Annotated in this window: 3 protein-coding genes; all 3 read left to right on the plus strand. The window is 62.4% G+C overall.

The window, feature by feature from the left end:
• A partial coding sequence (locus tag J6500_RS31710; RefSeq protein ID WP_283842973.1) for a flagellar basal body rod C-terminal domain-containing protein occupies positions 1–108 on the plus strand: 108 nt, incomplete at its 5' end.
• Between the two features lie 2 nt (positions 109–110).
• Positions 111–437: a flagellar hook-basal body complex protein FliE gene (gene fliE / locus J6500_RS31715; protein ID WP_225716610.1), complete on the plus strand. Its 327-nt coding sequence runs from the start codon at positions 111–113 to the stop codon at positions 435–437.
• A gap of 17 nt (positions 438–454) precedes the next feature.
• Positions 455–617, plus strand: a 163-nt coding sequence (locus J6500_RS31720) for a flagellar basal body protein (RefSeq protein WP_225716608.1), incomplete at its 3' end; no start/stop codon positions are given.

Genomic DNA, 617 nt, shown 5'->3' on the forward strand with positions numbered 1-617 from the left:
GAAATGGCCGACATGCGCGAGGTCAACCGGTCCTATGAAGCCAACCTTCAGGTGGTGAAGCAGGTGCGATCGATGCTCAGCATGACCATCGATCTGTTGAGGAGCTGACGATGCTTGAAGCGATTTCGTCGACTGCGATCTCCGCGGGGCCGGCGGCGGCCCGCGCGGCCGAGACGGACATAACGACGCCGACAGCAAGCGCGGTTCAGCCGAGCGGCGATCTCGGCTTCGATTCCGTGCTCAAGCAGGTGACGACGGATGCCATCGGAACGCTCAAGGCCGGCGAAGCCGCGTCGATTCCTTGCCCTGGATCGCCGAGATCGACGCGGCGCGTCGTGGAGGCGCTGATGTCGGCGGAGCAGGCGCTGCAAACCGCGGTCGCGGTGCGCGACAAGGTCGTGCAGGCCTACCAGGAAGTCGTTCGGATGTCGATTTGAGATGAAGGATTGAAGCTGTGAAATCGCTCGCCATCGCGGCCACCGGAATGAACGCGCAGCAGACCAACATCGAGGTCATCGCGAACAACATCGCCAACATCAACACCACCTCGTTCAAGCGGGCGCGGGCCGAGTTCACCGACCTGTTCTACCAGATGGATCGGATGCAGGGCGTTCCCA

Origin of the sequence: Bradyrhizobium semiaridum, assembly GCF_020329505.1 — a bacterium.
Classification (GTDB): domain Bacteria; phylum Pseudomonadota; class Alphaproteobacteria; order Rhizobiales; family Xanthobacteraceae; genus Bradyrhizobium; species Bradyrhizobium semiaridum.